General features: G+C 60.9%; 15 protein-coding genes. 2 read left to right on the top strand and 13 right to left on the bottom strand.

From position 1 onward, the window contains the following. Positions 1-14: 14 nt before the first annotated feature. The 9 genes from mltG to PBDP_RS21120 all read right to left on the bottom strand — a co-directional run bounded on the left by mltG (position 15) and on the right by PBDP_RS21120 (position 7,334). On the bottom strand, positions 15-1,175 hold the full coding sequence (gene mltG / locus PBDP_RS21080) for an endolytic transglycosylase MltG (protein WP_212801274.1): 1,161 nt from the start codon (positions 1,173-1,175) through the stop codon (positions 15-17). Between the two features lie 3 nt (positions 1,176-1,178). Further along, positions 1,179-1,994 carry an aminodeoxychorismate lyase gene (pabC, locus tag PBDP_RS21085; RefSeq protein WP_116833143.1) on the bottom strand — a complete coding sequence of 272 codons (816 nt, stop codon included), beginning with the start codon at positions 1,992-1,994 and terminating at the stop codon, positions 1,179-1,181. Beyond that, positions 1,994-3,238, bottom strand: a complete 1,245-nt coding sequence (gene fabF, locus PBDP_RS21090) for a beta-ketoacyl-ACP synthase II (protein ID WP_109754384.1) — start codon at positions 3,236-3,238, stop codon at positions 1,994-1,996. Before fabF ends, pabC begins: the two co-directional genes overlap by 1 nt. A gap of 108 nt (positions 3,239-3,346) precedes the next feature. Continuing rightward, positions 3,347-3,583, bottom strand: a complete 237-nt coding sequence (gene acpP / locus PBDP_RS21095; RefSeq protein WP_003175607.1) for an acyl carrier protein — start codon at positions 3,581-3,583, stop codon at positions 3,347-3,349. Between the two features lie 191 nt (positions 3,584-3,774). Further along, complete coding sequence (gene fabG / locus PBDP_RS21100) at positions 3,775-4,518, bottom strand: 3-oxoacyl-ACP reductase FabG (protein ID WP_109754385.1); 744 nt, start codon at positions 4,516-4,518, stop codon at positions 3,775-3,777. Positions 4,519-4,533: 15 nt separating this feature from the next. Further along, entirely contained in the window at positions 4,534-5,472 is a 939-nt protein-coding gene (fabD, locus tag PBDP_RS21105; RefSeq protein ID WP_003204258.1) for an ACP S-malonyltransferase, read from the bottom strand. 123 nt (positions 5,473-5,595) lie between these two features. Further along, positions 5,596-6,606 (bottom strand): phosphate acyltransferase PlsX, encoded by a 1,011-nt coding sequence (gene plsX, locus PBDP_RS21110; RefSeq protein WP_109754387.1) that lies wholly within the window; start codon positions 6,604-6,606, stop codon positions 5,596-5,598. A 4-nt stretch (positions 6,607-6,610) separates the two neighbouring features. Then, positions 6,611-6,793 (bottom strand): 50S ribosomal protein L32, encoded by a 183-nt coding sequence (gene rpmF, locus PBDP_RS21115; RefSeq protein WP_003179396.1) that lies wholly within the window; start codon positions 6,791-6,793, stop codon positions 6,611-6,613. A 13-nt stretch (positions 6,794-6,806) separates the two neighbouring features. Then, on the bottom strand, positions 6,807-7,334 hold the full coding sequence (locus PBDP_RS21120) for a YceD family protein (RefSeq protein ID WP_212801275.1): 528 nt from the start codon (positions 7,332-7,334) through the stop codon (positions 6,807-6,809). A gap of 105 nt (positions 7,335-7,439) precedes the next feature. On the opposite strand from PBDP_RS21120, the gene PBDP_RS21125 reads away from it, so the two are divergent. After that, complete coding sequence (locus PBDP_RS21125) at positions 7,440-8,018, top strand: Maf family protein (RefSeq protein ID WP_109754388.1); 579 nt, start codon at positions 7,440-7,442, stop codon at positions 8,016-8,018. 161 nt (positions 8,019-8,179) lie between these two features. Here PBDP_RS21125 and PBDP_RS21130 read toward each other — a convergent pair whose 3' ends face one another. The 3 genes from PBDP_RS21130 to rluC are packed head-to-tail and all read right to left on the bottom strand — an operon-like array spanning position 8,180 to position 10,798. Further along, entirely contained in the window at positions 8,180-9,169 is a 990-nt protein-coding gene (locus tag PBDP_RS21130; RefSeq protein ID WP_212801276.1) for a S49 family peptidase, read from the bottom strand. Between the two features lie 20 nt (positions 9,170-9,189). Further along, positions 9,190-9,852 (bottom strand): HAD-IIIA family hydrolase, encoded by a 663-nt coding sequence (locus tag PBDP_RS21135; protein ID WP_109754390.1) that lies wholly within the window; start codon positions 9,850-9,852, stop codon positions 9,190-9,192. Next, positions 9,842-10,798 (bottom strand): 23S rRNA pseudouridine(955/2504/2580) synthase RluC, encoded by a 957-nt coding sequence (rluC, locus tag PBDP_RS21140; RefSeq protein WP_109754528.1) that lies wholly within the window; start codon positions 10,796-10,798, stop codon positions 9,842-9,844. The genes PBDP_RS21135 and rluC overlap by 11 nt, the downstream gene beginning before the upstream one ends. 699 nt (positions 10,799-11,497) lie before the next feature. On the opposite strand from rluC, the gene rne reads away from it, so the two are divergent. After that, positions 11,498-14,692: a ribonuclease E gene (rne, locus tag PBDP_RS21145; RefSeq protein ID WP_212801277.1), complete on the top strand. Its 3,195-nt coding sequence runs from the start codon at positions 11,498-11,500 to the stop codon at positions 14,690-14,692. A 224-nt stretch (positions 14,693-14,916) separates the two neighbouring features. Here rne and PBDP_RS21150 read toward each other — a convergent pair whose 3' ends face one another. After that, a complete protein-coding gene (locus PBDP_RS21150; protein ID WP_109754392.1) occupies positions 14,917-15,507 on the bottom strand; it encodes a nucleotidyltransferase family protein in 591 nt (196 codons plus the stop codon). Between the last annotated feature and the right edge of the window lie 9 nt (positions 15,508-15,516).

Raw genomic sequence — 15,516 nt, forward strand, 5'->3', positions numbered from 1 at the left:
TCCTTTATCAATGTTCATTGCGAGCTCGGCGGCTCGCTGGCATTCGGTTCAGGGGCAGGTTGCTGGGGCGGTACCTGGGGCACGTCCTCAGGCGCCGTATCGGGAGATGCCGCCGGGATCGGCGCCTGCTCGTCCGGGGTTGCCGGGGCCGGGCTGGAGCGGTAATCGGCACGGCGCTTGAGCTGGAATTCACGCACTGCATTGTTGTGCGACTCCAGGTCATCGGAAAACACGTGGCTGCCATCACCGCGCGCGACGAAGTAAAGGCTATTACCCGACGTCGGGTTCAATGCCGCATGAATCGCCTCGCGTCCCACCATCGCAATAGGCGTCGGCGGCAAGCCTGGAATCAGATAAGTGTTATAGGGATTTTCTTCTTTCAAATGGGCACGAGTCAGTTTGCCAGTGTAGCGCTCGCCCAGGCCGTAGATCACCGTGGGATCGGTCTGCAGGAGCATGCCCAGGCGCATGCGTCGCACAAAGACGCCGGCAATCTGCCCGCGCTCCTGGGGCACGCCGGTTTCCTTCTCCACCAGGGACGCCATGATCAGCGCTTGATACGGTTGGGTGTAAGGCACATCGGCGGAACGCTGTGCCCATTCCTTGGCGAGCACGTCTTCCAGGCGGTCGTAGGCTTTTTTCAGCAAATCGACATCCGAGGTGCCACGCACGAAGCGATAGGTGTCCGGGAAGAACCGGCCTTCGGGAAATATTCCGGAGTGGCCGATACGCTCCATGACCTGGCTGTCGCTCAGGTCGGTGAGGGTCTGCTGGAGCTTTTCATCCTTGGCCAACGCTGCGCGCACCTGGCGGAAATTCCAGCCTTCCACCAGCGTCACGCTGTACTGCACCACTTCGCCGCGCTTCCAGACACCGATCAGGCCTTCCATCGTCATGCCTGGCACCATCCGATACTCACCGGAGTGCAACGGCTGGTCAGCGAGATTGAAACGCCAATAGATCCGCAGCCAGAAGGCGTCCCTGATCAGGCCGTCGGCTTCGAGGCGCTTGAGGGTTCCGGTCGGGGTGGTTCCGTTGGGCACGTCCAGCAATTCTTCCTGGGTGATGTTCAGCGGCTGTTGCAGCGCCGAATGGATCTTCCAGGCCGAAGCCCCCAACAACAGCCCTGCCAGGACCAGGCCGGTCTCCAGCAGCAGCAAGAATTTACGTCTCACGAATCAAGCATCCAGTAGCGCACGGGCAAGGGTCTGCAGTTTACGGGTGAGCGGGCCAACCGACCAGCGCGCCGAACCGCATCCACGTACCGGCCACACGCCATACACGCTGTTGCAGACGAAGACTTCATCGGCCTGGTGCAACTGTTCGAGGCTGATGTCCGTGATTTGCGTGGCGATGCCTTGGGACTTGGCTTGAAACAATAATTCCGCGCGCATCACACCGGCCACGCCGCAACGGCTCAAGTCCGCCGTGAACAATACGCCATCGCGCACCAGGAACAGGTTGCTGAACACCCCCTCGATCACCCGTCCGGACGTATCCAGCATCAAGCCTTCGGCATGTTCCGAGTCGGCCCATTCGGAACGGGCCAGCACCTGTTCAAGGCGATTGAGATGCTTGAGGCCGGCGAGCAAGGGCTGCTCGGACAAGCGCACGGTACAAGCAAACAGGCGAATGCCTTGTTCGGCATGGGTCGAGGGATAAGCGGCCGGCGGACTCCCTTGCAGGATGCGCCGGGCCATGGCCAAGGGATCAGCGGCATAACCGCGCAGACTGTCGCCACGGGTCACGATCAGCTTCAGCACGCCGTTACCCAGCCCCCGGGCGTAGGCACTCAGCTCAGCACTCAACGCGTTCATGTCGACATTGAGCGCCAACCGCCGACAACCTGTCTCCAGGCGTTGCAGGTGACGGTCCAGCAACACGGGCCCGCCGTCGTGCACGGCGATGGTCTCGAACAACCCATCGCCATAAGCCAGGCCGCGATCTTTCAGCGACAGGACGTCGGCCGGCTGACCGTCGACCCAGCTTTCCATCAACCGGCGAACCGGCGGAACACCAGCGAACCGTTGGTCCCGCCAAAGCCGAAGGAGTTGGACAGCACCACATCGATATCCATGCTGCGGGCGGTGTGCGGCACGAAGTCCAGATCGCAGCCTTCGTCCGGCTCATCGAGGTTGATGGTCGGCGGCGCCGTCTGGCTGTTGATCGCCAGGACGCTGAAGATCGCTTCCACCGCCCCTGCCGCACCCAGCAGGTGACCGGTCATGGACTTGGTCGAACTGACCGCCAGCTTGTACGCGTGCTCGCCAAACACGGTCTTGATCGCCTGGGCTTCGGCCAGGTCGCCGGCCGGGGTCGAAGTGCCGTGGGCGTTGATGTACTGCACCTGCTCGCCGTTGATTTTCGCGTCACGCAAGGCATTGGCGATGCAACGGGCCGCACCGGCGCCATCGGCCGGTGGCGAGGTCATGTGGTACGCATCGCCACTGGTGCCAAAGCCGATCAGTTCGGCATAGATGGTCGCGCCGCGGGCCTTGGCGTGTTCCAGTTCCTCGAGCACCAGCGCACCGGCACCGTCGGACAGTACGAAGCCATCGCGGCCCTTGTCCCATGGCCGACTCGCGCGGGCGGGCTCATCGTTGCGGGTCGACAGCGCACGGGACGCGCCGAAACCGCCCATGCCGAGGCCGCAAGCGGCCATTTCAGCGCCACCGGCAATCATCACGTCGGCTTCGTCGTACATGATGTTGCGCGCGGCCATGCCGATGCAGTGGGTACCAGTGGTGCACGCCGTGGCGATGGCGTAGTTGGGTCCCTGGGCACCCAGGTGGATGGACAGGAAACCGGAAATCATGTTGATGATCGAACCCGGCACGAAGAACGGAGAAATCCGACGCGGCCCCGAATCGTGCAGCGTGCGGCTGGTTTCTTCGATATTGGTCAAGCCGCCAATACCCGAACCCATGGCCACGCCGATGCGTTCACGGTTGGCGTCGGTGACCTCCAGGCCAGCGTTACGCACTGCCTGGAAACCGGCTGCCAGGCCGTATTGAATGAACAGGTCGAGCTTGCGGGCTTCCTTGACCGACAGGTATTCCTCGACATTGAAGCCCTTTACCGAGCCGCCAAAACGGGTGGAATAGGCAGAAAGGTCGGTGTGTTCGATCAGACCAATGCCACTGCGGCCAGCCAGAATGCCCTGCCAACTGCTCGGCACATCCGTGCCCAGTGGCGACAACATACCCATACCGGTGACTACGACGCGTCTACGCGACACAGCACTCTCCTTTTTCTAATGACGACTTTGCATCAGGCCTAAAGAAAAAACCGCACGCCGTGACGGCAGTGCGGTTTTTCCATGACAGCTAGCGACGACTAAAAACGATTACGCCTGGTGGCTGGTAACGTAGTCGATAGCAGCTTGTACAGTAGTGATCTTCTCAGCTTCTTCGTCAGGAATCTCGGTCTCGAATTCCTCTTCCAGAGCCATCACCAGCTCAACGGTGTCAAGGGAGTCGGCACCCAGGTCTTCAACGAAGGAAGCGGTGTTCACAACTTCTTCTTCTTTAACGCCCAGTTGCTCGGCAACGATTTTCTTGACGCGCTCTTCGATGGTGCTCATACCTTGTTTTCACTCCTAATGGACAAATTCAGGCAGCTGGCCGGTGGGTAAGTGTATAGAAGAACTTTTCGGTTTTTCAACCGAAAGCTTCACTCCTCAGACCCCGCGGCCCGCCGTCTATAAATTGATTGCAGCTTTATAACGGATTTTAGACAGCTCGTATGACATTTTTTTGAAGCAATCCGTCACATTTAACTCATGTACATCCCGCCGTTTACCGGGATTGTAGCCCCGGTCACGTATGCCGCACCGTCCGACGCAAGAAAAGCGACCACGGACGCGATTTCTTGAGCTTGCCCCAGACGACCCAGCGGAATCTGCGTCAACAAGGCTTCACGCTGTGCTTCTGGCAGTTCGCGGGTCATGTCGGTATCGATGAAACCCGGTGCGACCGAGTTTACCGTAATCGAGCGCGAACCCACTTCACGCGCCAACGCACGGCTGAAACCTTCCAGACCGGCCTTCGCCGCAGCATAGTTTACTTGGCCTGCGTTGCCCATGGCACCCACAACCGAGCCAATACTGATAATTCGTCCCCAACGGGCCTTGGTCATGCCACGCAAAACGCCCTTGGACAGCCGGTACAGACTGTTCAGGTTGGTGTCGATCACATCGAACCATTCGTCATCTTTCATGCGCATCATCAGGTTATCGCGAGTGATACCGGCATTATTGACCAGGATCGCCGGCGCACCGAACTGCTCCTGAATGCTTGCCAGCACCGCCGCAACGGATTCGTCGCTGGTGACGTTCAGCTCAAGACCGGTGCCCTGGATGCCATTTTCCTTCAGGGTCGCAGCGATACGCTCGGCGCCCGAAGCGGAAGTCGCGGTGCCAACAACGATGGCGCCTTGACGACCCAGTTCCAGGGCAATGGCCTGGCCGATGCCACGGCTTGCACCGGTCACCAGTGCAACTTTACCTTGCAGACTCATGCAAGCTTCTCCTGTTCAGGCCTGCGCTGCACGGGCGGCAGCGAAGGCGTCTGGGGTGTTGAGATTGGAAGTCGACACGCCTTCGGCGCAGCGTTTGTTCAGGCCTGCCAGCACTTTACCAGGACCGCATTCGACCAGTTCGGTCGCGCCCTTGGCCGCCAGGGTCTGTACCGATTCGACCCAGCGAACCGGCTTGTAGAGTTGCTCCAACAGATCACGCTTGAGGGTCTCGAGATCCGGCGCCACGTTGGCGCTGACGTTCTGCACCACGGGAATCTGCGGGGCCTGCCAGTCGATGGCGGCAATGGATTCGGCAAAGCGCTCTGCAGCCGGACGCATCAGCTCGCAGTGCGACGGCACGCTGACCGGCAGCGGCATGGCGCGCTTGGCACCACGGGCCTTGCAACCTTCGATGGCGCGCTCGACAGCCGCCTTGGCACCGGCGATGACCACCTGGCCCGGGGAGTTGAAGTTCACCGCACTGACCACATCGCCTTGCGCCGCTTCAGCACAGGCGGCCAGCACATCGGCGTCTTCCAGGCCGAGGATCGCGGCCATGCCGCCCTGCCCGGCCGGAACAGCCTCCTGCATCAACTGGCCACGACGCTCCACCAGTTTCACCGCGTCGCCCAGGCTCAGGCTGCCAGCGGCTACGAGGGCGCTGTATTCGCCCAGGCTGTGACCGGCGACGAACGCCGGGCGCGCGCCGCCTTCAGCCAGCCACAGGCGCCACAGAGCGATCGAGGCGGTCAGGATGGCCGGCTGGGTTTTGTCAGTTTGATTGAGGCGCTCTTCCGGCCCTTGCTGGGTCAGCGCCCAGAGGTCATAGCCGAGCGCATCGGAAGCTTCTTTGAATGTTTCGAGGATCAACGGGTATTGCGCGCCCAGCTCGGCCAGCATGCCGAGGGACTGCGAGCCCTGTCCTGGAAAGACGAATGCGAGGGAAGCAGACATGAAAACAAAGCCCCTAATGATCTTGTCGTCAAAAATTGACGCCCCTGGGGGCGCTAGGAAACTGAGAGTTGGATGGCGGCTCAAACCGACCGGTCACATTTAAGCATTGTCGGACGAAAACGCCTAAGTTAACAAATCCTCAAGGCGACCATGCAGGCGCTCCGGCAGGTTCTCCTGGATTTCGATCACCGCTCGGTTGATCGCACTCTGGAAACCCTGCACGCCCGCCGAACCATGACTCTTGATCACGATACCCTGCAACCCGAGGAAACTCGCACCGTTGTGCCGCGCCGGCGCCAGGTCCGCCTGCAACCGACGCATCAACGGCAACGCCAGGGCACCGACTGCCCGCGAGACCAGACTTTGCTTGAACAAGGTCTCGATACGCTGGCCAATCATGGTGGCCAGCCCCTCGCTGGACTTGAGCAGGATATTGCCAACGAAGCCATCGCATACCACCACATCGGCCTCGCCACGGTACAAGCCATCGCCTTCGACGAAGCCGATGTAGTTGATACCCCGCGCACCCTGCAATAGCGTGGCCGCCAGCTTGACTTGCTGGTTGCCCTTGATGTCTTCGGTGCCGATGTTCAGCAATGCCACACGAGGACGCACGACGCCCAGGGTTTCAGCCGCTACCGAGCCCATCACCGCAAATTGCAGCAAATGCTCGGCACTGCAATCGACGTTGGCCCCCAGGTCGAGCAACTGGCAGATCCCACGCTGAGTCGGGATCGCCGCCACCATCGCAGGCCGATCGATACCCGGCAAGGTCTTGAGCACATAGCGCGACAGCGCCATCAGCGCACCGGTATTGCCGGCACTCACACATGCCTGGGCTTTGCCATCGCGCAGAAGCTCAAGCGCTACCCGCATCGAGGCGTCAGGCTTGCCGCGCAGGGCCTGGGCCGGTTTTTCGTCCATGGCGATGATTTCGGACGCCGGGAAAATGGTCAGGCGCGCACGATCCACAGCCGATTGGCCGCTGAGCATTTCTTCTAGAAGGGAGGATTGACCGACGAGGGTCAGGTGCAACGAGGGTGTAGCATTCAGACAAGCAAGGCTGGCCTGAACAATGCTGCGGGGACCGAAGTCCCCGCCCATTGCGTCAATCGCGATGACTTGAGCGGACAAGTGATTACTCGTCGGCGCCCTTGTCGATCACTTTACGGCCACGGTATACGCCTTCTGGCGATACGTGGTGACGCAGGTGAACTTCACCAGTGGTTTTTTCTACAGACAGGGTGCTAGCCTCGAGAGCGTCGTGCGAACGGCGCATGTCACGGGCAGAGCGGGATTTTTTGTTCTGCTGAACAGCCATAATTGATTAACTCCTAAACGTTTGGGTCACGCTTTAACTGCGCCAATACACTGAACGGGTTGGACCACGTTACCTCGTCCTCGCTCGGTTCGGGCTCATCTGCTCCCGCCGGCTGCTGGCATTCTTCCGGATGATGAGCAGGCACAATGGGCAAGGCGAGCAGAAGCTCCTCCTCGATCAGTGACTGCAGATCCAATGGATCTTCGCCCAGTTCCAGCACGTCATAACCTTTCGGCAACGACTGGGTATTCGCACCCTCCTTCACCACGGCGTAACTGCATTCGCTGTGGATCGGCAGGGTGACCAGCTCAAGACAACGCTGGCAAACCATTTTGACTTCAGTGTCGATAAAGCTGTGGATAACCACAGATTTACGTTCATCTCGTTCAAAAACGAATTTGGCCTGGACCGTACCGACATCGTCGGAAAGCGGGTCGCAGAGTCTCTTCAAATCGGCCAGCAGCAGTTCACCTTGAAGGGTGGTGCCACGGTCAGCCAATTTGCGCGGGTCAACGTGAGGTGGAATCGGGTCATTCAACATAGGCGCAGCATTATAGGGATGCCCCCGGCCATGTCAAAGGAAATTCAGCCCTGTCCGTCACTTGCGCACCTCGCTAGAATTCGCCCCTGCCTCCAGGAGCTGCCCATGCTGCCTTTATTACTTGCCTCAAGCTCGGTCTATCGCCGGGAATTGCTTGCCCGCCTGGGACTGCCGTTCGTCTGCAGCTCACCCGACATCGACGAAAGCCATCGCCCCGGCGAGAGCGCCCTCGAACTGGTCAAACGCCTGGCCCGGGAAAAAGCCCTGGCATTGGCTGACAGCCACCCGGCGCACCTGATCATCGGCTCAGACCAGGTCGCCGTGCTCGGCGAACGCATCCTGGGCAAGCCTCACACCTTCGAAAACGCTCGCGAACAACTGCTGGCCGCCAGCGGCGCCAAGGTCACGTTCCTGACCGGCCTGGCACTGCTCAACAGCCAGACCGGCAGCTGCCAGGTCGATTGCGTGCCGTTTACCGTGAACATGCGCTTGCTGGACCCCGAGCGCGTCGAACGCTACCTGCGGGCCGAGCAACCCTATGACTGCGCCGGCAGCTTCAAGGCCGAGGGGCTGGGCGTGAGCCTGTTCCAGAGCACCGAAGGGCCGGACGCCACCAGCCTGATCGGCCTGCCGCTGATTCGTCTTGTGGATATGTTGCTGGCCGAGGGTGTGCAGGTTCCCTGATCCAACATACATGCGTGGCGAAGGGCTTCATTTGTGGGAGCAAGGCTTGCCCGCGATGCAGGCGCCGTGATGATACAGGCCAGCCGAGTTATCGCTCATCGCGAGCAAGCTTTGCTCCCACAGCAATCTCCTCGCCACAGAAGATCGCGCGAAACAAGGAGCTAGCGCAACGCCGGCCCCTGGAACCCCATCCACATCGCCAGATGCTCGGCAATGCTCGCCCCCAGTTTTTTCGAGAAGCGGTCGAACGGCGATTCTTCGATGGTGAAGTCCACCAGATCCTTCTGGCCGATCACATCCCGTGCAACCGAACTGGCACTGCCCAAGCCATCGATCAGGCCCAGCGGCAATGCCTGCTCCCCCGACCAGACCAGCCCGGAGAACAGCTCCGGATGCTCCTTATCCTTCAAGCGTTCGCCCCGGCCTTTCTTGACGCTGGCAATGAATTGCTTGTGGGTCGTATCGAGCACACCCTGCCAAAAAGCCGTTTCTTCGGGCTTTTGCGGCTGGAACGGATCAAGGAAGGATTTATGCTCGCCGGAGGTATATACCCGACGCTCCACCCCCAGTTTCTCCATGCTCCCGACAAAACCATAACCTGCCGCCGTCACACCAATGGAACCTACCAGACTGGCCTTGTCGGCATAGATCTGGTCCGCCGCACTGGCAATGTAATAGGCGCCGGAAGCACCGAGATCGGAAATGACCGCATACACTTTGATATCCGGGTGCAATGCACGCAACCGAACGATCTCGTCGTAAACGTACCCCGACTGCACCGGGCTACCACCCGGACTGTTGATGCGTAGCACCACACCCTTGACCTTAGGATCCTCGAAGGCAGCCCGCAGGCTGCCGACAATGTTGTCGGCGCTGGCAGGCTCTTTGTCGGCGATCATGCCCTCGATATTGATCAAGGCGGTGTACGCCGAGCCGGCGACAGCGCTTTTTTCCATGTCCATCAGCGGCGTGAACAACGCCAGCACAAGAAAGAGGTAAATAAAGGTCAGCGACTTGAAAAAGATCCCCCAACGACGGGCGCGACGCTGTTCCTGCACGCCAGCGAGCAAGGTTTTCTCCAGCAGCTTCCAGCTTTTGTCATCACCATTCTCGGCGCTCGCCTTGACAGGTGCTTTCCATTCATCGGTCATGGGTGAATCCCTAGCAAGACTTAAAGGGCCCGCCGGCTCAGCCAGGCGTGCAACTCAGGAAAATGATCAATGGCCAGTCGCGGCTCGAATGCCCGTAGAGCCTCGATGGCCTGAGCCCCGTAGCTGACCGCCACCGACCCCATGCCGGCATTGCGCGCCATCTGCAGGTCGAATGACGAATCCCCCACCATCAGCGCCTGCTCCGGCCGCATGTTGCAATGCGCCAGAATCTGCTCGAGCATCAACGGATGCGGCTTGCTGGCGGTTTCATCCGCAGCCCGGGTGATATCGAAATACTCCTCCCAGCCATGGGACTTCAATACCCGATCCAAGCCCCGACGAGCTTTCCCGGTCGCAACCGCCAGACGGTAACCCTCGGCACGCAAGGCCTGGAGCGTTTCCACCACACCATCGAACAATGGTGAAGGCTCGGCTTCCAGCGCGATGTAGCGATCAGCGTAATGCTGACGAAAAACCAGTAGTTCATCGTCGTCAATGGCCGGATACAGGCTGCGGATGGCTTCCGGCAATCCGAGACCAATGATGCCTTTGACCGCGAAGTCATCGCACCGGGCAAACCCCATGCGATCCGATGCGACATGCATCGCCTCCACGATCCGACCAATGGAGTTCGCCAGAGTGCCGTCCCAATCGAAGATCAGCAGTTTGTAGTCAGGATGCACTCAACCGCTCCACGGTCTTGGCCCACATGTCATCCACCGGAGCCTGCAGTTTCAGTTCGCCACCATCAGGCAGCGGCACGGTCAGCATGTAGGCATGGAGGAACAGCCGCTTGCCGCCCAGATCGCGGATTTCCTTGGTGAAATCGTCATCGCCATATTTGCTGTCACCGGCAATGCAATGCCCGGCGTGCAAGGTATGGACACGAATCTGATGGGTACGTCCGGTCACCGGCTTGGCCTCGACCAGGGTGGCGAAGTCGTCGAAGCGACGCAGCACCTTGAACACCGTCAGCGCCTCCTTGCCCTCCTCGTTGACTTCGACCATGCGCTCGCCGGAACGCAGGTTGCTCTTGAGCAACGGCGCCCGGACTTGCTTGATGGCGGTTTCCCAGCGGCCACGCACCAGCGCCATGTAGCGCTTGTCGACGCCGTCGCCGCGCAATTGCTCGTGCAGGTGACGCAACATGCTGCGTTTCTTGGCGATCATCAACAGGCCGGAGGTGTCGCGGTCGAGGCGATGGACCAGCTCCAGCTCCTTGGCGTCCGGACGCAACTGACGAAAGGCTTCGATCACGCCGAAGTTCAGGCCGCTGCCGCCGTGAACCGCAATGCCCGCCGGCTTGTTGATCACGATCAAGGCCTTGTCTTCATAGACAATCGACGCCTCGAGGCGCTGCAGCAACCCTTGGGCCAGGGGTACCGGCTCATCGCGCTCGGGCACGCGAACCGGCGGCACGCGCACGACGTCACCAGCCTGGAGCTTGTATTCAGGCTTGATCCGACCTTTGTTCACCCGCACTTCGCCTTTGCGCAAAATGCGGTAGATCAAGGTCTTGGGCACGCCTTTGAGCCGGGCCAGCAGGAAATTATCGATTCGTTGGCCGGCATATTCCGGCGAGACCTCGAGCAGTTGAACGCCAGGGGTCGAAGGGGCAGTAGTTGTCATGGCGGCGATCATAACAATTTTTTATGGAATTGAAGCACTTAATCATTGCTGCTATAGTCGCGAACGCCGCCAAAAGTGGCTGGACAGCGGACTAACGGTCAAAAACCGGCCCTGACCAACGCAATTCACGAGGACGAGAGGCCGTCCTACGGGGCTTTCGCTACGTAACGGTAGAGTTTGCAGGTGTAACGAGCGCAGGTGACATGAGGCCTGAAATACGCCGCAAAGCAGGGTTTTGACTCGCCTTGCGCGCCACATTCACGGCCAGTTCACAAAGTGCAGTCAGCTGCGAACGACCCCGAGCGAGAGCTTCGGAAACAACGCCTAAATTAGCCATGATGCGTGACCTCCCCTTCCGGAGCTCACGGTAAATGCCAACCCGCTGCGGATTCTGCGCGCGGCAGCACCCGAATTATCAGGGATACGTGTAGGGTGGAGATGTACAACCGTCGGTCTGTGTAGCACTAGGCTTATATTTAGACGCTTCATCTCGTCCACAGACGCCGGTTGATTCCTCCTCCTGACTGAGTGCTTGAGTACCAGCAAGCAGGACGCGTCCGTCGCGACTTCGCCATCATTGGGTCGAACTCGCTGGACACTGGATTGGCCTTGCCATCTCCAGGACGCACCTGACACCGACCGTGAGAAGTCGTGTGTGCCGAACGCCGTTTCCGGCAGCCCGGAAACCGACGGTACTACATGAAAAGAATGCTGATTAACGCAACTCAACCCGAAGAGTTGCGTGTTGCACTGGTAGACGGCCAGCGCCTCTACGACCTGGATATCGAATCCGGTGCACGCGAGCAGAAGAAGGCCAACATCTATAAAGGCCGGATTACTCGCATCGAACCAAGCCTTGAGGCTGCCTTTGTCGATTTCGGCTCCGAGCGCCACGGCTTCCTGCCCCTCAAAGAAATCTCCCGCGAATACTTCAAGAAAGCCCCTGAAGGCCGCGTCAACATCAAGGACGTCCTGAGCGAAGGCCAGGAAGTCATCGTCCAGGTCGAAAAAGAAGAACGTGGCAACAAGGGCGCCGCCCTGACCACCTTCATCAGCCTGGCCGGCCGTTACCTGGTCCTGATGCCGAACAACCCGCGTGCCGGTGGCATTTCCCGCCGCATCGAAGGCGAAGAGCGCAACGAACTGCGTGAAGCCCTCAATGGCCTGGTCGCCCCAGCTGACATGGGCCTGATCGTTCGCACCGCCGGCCTTGGCCGCAGCAGCGAAGAAATGCAGTGGGACCTCGACTACCTGCTGCAACTGTGGACCGCCATCAAAGAAGCCTCGCTGGATCGCTCCGCGCCGTTCCTGATCTACCAGGAAAGCAACGTGATCATCCGCGCCATCCGCGATTACCTGCGCCAGGACATCGGCGAAGTGCTGATCGACAGCGTCGAAGCCCAGGACGAAGCCCTGACCTTCATTCGCCAGGTGATGCCGCAGTACGCCAGCAAGATCAAGCTCTACGAAGACAGCGTTCCGCTGTTCAACCGTTTCCAGATCGAAAGCCAGATCGAGACCGCCTTCCAGCGCGTCGTCGAACTGCCGTCCGGCGGCTCCATCGTCATCGATCCGACCGAAGCCCTGGTGTCCATCGACATCAACTCGGCGCGCGCCACCAAAGGCAGCGACATCGAAGAAACCGCCCTGCAGACCAACCTTGAAGCCGCCGAGGAAATCGCCCGTCAGTTGCGCCTGCGCGACATCGGCGGCCTGATCGTCATCGACTTCATCGACATGACCCCGGCCAAGAACCAGCGCGCCGTGGAAGAAAAGGTCCGTGAATGCCTGGAGGCCGACCGCGCCCGCGTACAGGTCGGTCGCATCTCGCGCTTCGGCCTGCTGGAAATGTCCCGTCAGCGCCTGCGTCCGTCCCTGGGCGAAAGCAGCGGCATCGTCTGCCCGCGTTGCAACGGCACCGGCATCATCCGTGACGTCGAGTCGTTGTCCCTGGCGATCCTGCGCCTGATCGAAGAAGAAGCCCTGAAAGACCGCACCGCCGAAGTTCGCGCCCAGGTGCCGATCCCGGTGGCTGCGTTCCTGCTCAACGAAAAACGTAACTCGATCACCAAGATCGAACTGCGCACCCGTGCCCGTATCGTCATCCTGCCGAACGATCACCTCGAGACGCCGCACTTTGAAGTGCAGCGCCTGCGCGATGACAGCCCGGAAGCCCACACCAACCAGTCCAGCTACGAAATCGCTGCGGCTGCTGCCGAAGTGGAAGAAGTCCAGCCGGCTGCCGCCACGCGCACCCTGGTTCGCCAGGAAGCAGCGGTCAAGACCGCTCCGGCCCGTGCCAACGCTCCGGTTCCGACCGAAGTGGCCGCTCCGGTTGCCGCCCCGGCCGCCGCGCCTGAGCCAAGCCTGTTCAAGGGCCTGGTGAAGTCGCTGGTCAGCCTGTTCGCCACCAAGGAAGAGCCTGCCGCGCCTGCCGTTGTCGCCAAGCCTGCCGCTACCGAGCGTCCTGCCCGCAACGAAGAACGCCGCAACGGTCGCCAGCAGACCCGCAACCGCAACGGTCGTCGCGACGAAGAACGCAAGCCTCGCGAAGAACGTGCACCGCGTGAAGAACGTGCGCCACGTGAGCCGCGTGAAGAACGCCAGCCACGCGAAGCCCGTGAGGAAGCGCCAGCCGTAGCCCGCGAAGAACGCGCACCGCGTCCGCCGCGTGAAGAACGCCAGCCACGCGCACCACGTGAAGATCGCAAGCCTCGTGGCGAGCGTGAAGAACGTGTTCGCGAACTGCGCGAGCCACTGGATGCCGCCCCGGCCGTTGCAGCAGCCACCGCTGAAGAGCGTCCGGCCCGCCAGCCGCGTGAAGAACGTGCACCGCGTCCTCCACGTGAAGAACGTCAACCACGTGCCGAGCAGGCAGCCGCCGCTGCCAGCGAAGAAGAAGTGCTGAATACCGAAGAGCAGTTGCAGGAAGACGGCCAGGACACCGCCGAAGGCGATCGTCCACGCCGCCGCTCCCGTGGCCAGCGTCGTCGCAGCAACCGTCGTGAGCGTCAGCGCGACGCCAACGGCAATGTGATCGAAGGCTCGGAAGAGTCCGAGTCCACCGAGAACGCCGAAGTGCCAAGCGCTGCGGACCTGGCTGCCGGCCTGGCCGTGACCGCGGCCGTTGCCAGCAGCGCGATCAGCGCTCCGGCCGAAGCCCAGGCTCACGAACAAGCCGAACGCGCCACCGCCGCGGTGGAAAGCGCGCCGGTTGCCGAAGCTCCCGTAGTCGAAGCCACTACCCCGGTAGAAACCACTGCTTCGCCAGAAGTGGAAGTCGCTCCGGCCCGTGAAGCCCAGGTTGCTGAAACTGAAGTGGTCGCCGAGCCTGCACCGGTCGTCGAGCAACCAGTGGCAGCCGCTGAGCCAGCCTTCGAAGCACCGTCCGAGGAAAAGGCACCAGAGCCTGCCCGCGAAGAGCAGACAGCGTTCAACTGGACCGCCGAGCCAGCTGCACCGGCGCCGGTTGTCGAACCTGAGCCGACACCAGAGCCAGTGAAAGCGGTCGAACCAGAAGTGGTCGAGCCGGCTCCAGTGGTCGAAGCCCCCGTGGTCGTCGAAGCACCTGCCCCGGTTGAAGCGCCTGCACCTGCCAGCGCCCTGACCGCGAATGGCCGCGCGCCGAACGATCCACGTGAAGTGCGTCGTCGCAAGCGTGAAGCCGAGCGCCTGCAGAAGGAAGCCGAACAAGCTGCCGCTGCCGCCGCTCAAGCGCCTGCTGCCGAGCCAGCACCAGTGGTGGAAGCAGTCGAGGCAGCCCCTGCCCCGGTTGCGGAAACCCCGGTCGAACCAGCTCCGGAAATCGACGCACCTCAGCACACCGCTGAGGAAGTCGCGCCGCGTCATACTGAAGCCCTGGAAAAAGAGCACGAGCCTAAACCTCACGCCTGATTCCACCGCCCAGTAAAAGCCCCGCCTGGTCATGCCAGGCGGGGCTTTTTTATGCCTGCAGACTTATCCACAGTGGGTCTCGGACCAGGCACAAGACTTATGCCCATTGAAGATCCAATGTGGGAGCGAGCCTGCTCGCGATGGCGCCGGGTCAGCTTGCATCAATACTGAAGTCAGACCGCTTTCGCGAGCAGGCTCGCTCCCACAGGGTTGCGCGTCGTCTGTTATTTGAAAGTCAGTGCTTCAGGCACATCAACATCCCATGTCACGCCTGGGTCATCCACCGGCACTTCAACCACTTGCGCCCCAGCAAACAATACCTTGGCGCCGCGATCCCCGGTGAGCGCCATCAGTTTCGCTCCAAACTCACGACCAAACCCCACCGGATGCCCATACTCACCTGCAAGGACCGGCACACTGATGCCATCCTCACGGATCGCCGCCACCACCTGCTCGATGCTCGACGGCAGGATGAACGGCATGTCGCCGAGCAAAATCAGCCAGCCATCAAGGTCCGGGCAAGCCTGGACGCCGGCAGCGATGCTATCGCCCAAACCGGGCGAGTCCAGTTCCACGAAATCGCAGCCGTAGGCCTGGGCCATGCGAATGGCCTGCGGACGCTCCGGGCTGGTCACCAGCACGCGCTTTTCCAAGGAAGCAGGCAGATTCACCAACACCTGCTCGATCACCGACCGCACAGCACCGTCACGCCCCGTACAATCGGCCAGCAATTTATCCTTGTCCGGGCCTGCAACCTGGCGGAAACGGCTGCCCGATCCGGCCGCGAGAATGATCACGCCAATCGACTGGGACATATTCCCTCC

Origin of the sequence: Pseudomonas sp. St290 (genome assembly GCF_018325805.1) — a bacterium.
In the GTDB taxonomy this organism is placed as follows: Bacteria; Pseudomonadota; Gammaproteobacteria; order Pseudomonadales; family Pseudomonadaceae; genus Aquipseudomonas; species Aquipseudomonas bijieensis.

Coding starts and splice junctions, on each gene's coding strand:
- pabC (WP_116833143.1), bottom strand. CDS start 1,994: ATGGAAAGCTGGGTCGACGGTCAGCCGGCCGACGTCCTGTCGCTGAAA.
- acpP (WP_003175607.1), bottom strand. CDS start 3,583: ATGAGCACCATCGAAGAGCGCGTCAAGAAAATCGTTGCCGAGCAACTG.
- fabG (WP_109754385.1), bottom strand. CDS start 4,518: ATGAGTCTGCAAGGTAAAGTTGCACTGGTGACCGGTGCAAGCCGTGGC.
- fabD (WP_003204258.1), bottom strand. CDS start 5,472: ATGTCTGCTTCCCTCGCATTCGTCTTTCCAGGACAGGGCTCGCAGTCC.
- rpmF (WP_003179396.1), bottom strand. CDS start 6,793: ATGGCTGTTCAGCAGAACAAAAAATCCCGCTCTGCCCGTGACATGCGC.
- PBDP_RS21120 (WP_212801275.1), bottom strand. CDS start 7,334: ATGTTGAATGACCCGATTCCACCTCACGTTGACCCGCGCAAATTGGCT.
- PBDP_RS21125 (WP_109754388.1), top strand. CDS start 7,440: ATGCTGCCTTTATTACTTGCCTCAAGCTCGGTCTATCGCCGGGAATTG.
- PBDP_RS21130 (WP_212801276.1), bottom strand. CDS start 9,169: ATGACCGATGAATGGAAAGCACCTGTCAAGGCGAGCGCCGAGAATGGT.
- rluC (WP_109754528.1), bottom strand. CDS start 10,798: ATGACAACTACTGCCCCTTCGACCCCTGGCGTTCAACTGCTCGAGGTC.
- rne (WP_212801277.1), top strand. CDS start 11,498: ATGAAAAGAATGCTGATTAACGCAACTCAACCCGAAGAGTTGCGTGTT.
- PBDP_RS21150 (WP_109754392.1), bottom strand. CDS start 15,507: ATGTCCCAGTCGATTGGCGTGATCATTCTCGCGGCCGGATCGGGCAGC.